Below are 731 nucleotides of genomic sequence, written 5' to 3'. Positions count from 1 at the left end.
TTGGAGCTTTTGACAGGGAAACTGTTCTGTAGTTTCATTGGCAAAAGTGAAATGCCCAAAAAGGTAGGAGCCATAGCTAGACAATCAGAAAAGCGTATGCTTTTCCTCAGCAAATTGTTATCTAGTTTTGAGAGAACAAACTTTTTTAAAAAAGTGTTGCATTTCTCTAGAAGATTGTTATAATAGAATAGTGTCTGGTGGCGATAGCAGAGAGGTCACACCCGTTCCCATGCCGAACACGGAAGTTAAGTTCTCTAGCGCCAATGGTAGTTGGGACTTTGTCCCTGTGAGAGTAGGACGTTGCCAGGCTTATATGGAGGATTAGCTCAGCTGGGAGAGCACCTGCCTTACAAGCAGGGGGTCGGCGGTTCGATCCCGTCATCCTCCACCATCTATAAAGCCGGTGTAGCTCAATTGGTAGAGCAACTGACTTGTAATCAGTAGGTTGGGGGTTCAAGTCCTCTCGCCGGCACCACTTGTACGAGCCATTAGCTCAGTTGGTAGAGCATCTGACTTTTAATCAGAGGGTCGAAGGTTCGAGTCCTTCATGGCTCACCATTTTATTATCCGCGGGTGTGGCGGAATTGGCAGACGCGCTAGACTTAGGATCTAGTGTCTTATGACGTGGGGGTTCAAGTCCCTTCACCCGCATCGTACAAATTAAATAGTTTTGCGCGGAAGTAGTTCAGTGGTAGAACACCACCTTGCCAAGGTGGGGGTCGCGGGTTCGA

Annotated in this window: 1 protein-coding gene, 4 tRNA genes and 1 rRNA gene; all 6 read left to right on the top strand. The window is 47.7% G+C overall.

The genetic code is table 11. The annotated features are described in order from the left end of the window. Window positions 1-183, top strand: a 183-nt coding sequence (locus tag DIS06_RS20460; protein WP_204166843.1) for a hypothetical protein, incomplete at its 5' end; no start/stop codon positions are given. A 10-nt stretch (window positions 184-193) separates the two neighbouring features. Next, a 5S ribosomal RNA gene (gene rrf / locus DIS06_RS19985) occupies window positions 194-309 on the top strand. A gap of 6 nt (window positions 310-315) precedes the next feature. Continuing rightward, a tRNA-Val gene (locus tag DIS06_RS19980) sits at window positions 316-391 on the top strand. Between the two features lie 8 nt (window positions 392-399). Next, window positions 400-475: transfer RNA gene (locus tag DIS06_RS19975), tRNA-Thr, on the top strand. Window positions 476-482: 7 nt separating this feature from the next. Further along, a tRNA-Lys gene (locus tag DIS06_RS19970) sits at window positions 483-558 on the top strand. Between the two features lie 11 nt (window positions 559-569). Continuing rightward, a tRNA-Leu gene (locus DIS06_RS19965) sits at window positions 570-651 on the top strand. Window positions 652-731 lie beyond the last annotated feature (80 nt).

Origin of the sequence: Bacillus sp. CGMCC 1.16541 (genome assembly GCF_003184905.1) — a bacterium.
GTDB lineage: Bacteria > Bacillota > Bacilli > Bacillales > Bacillaceae_H > Priestia.
This window is presented reverse-complemented; position numbering and strand designations above follow the sequence as displayed.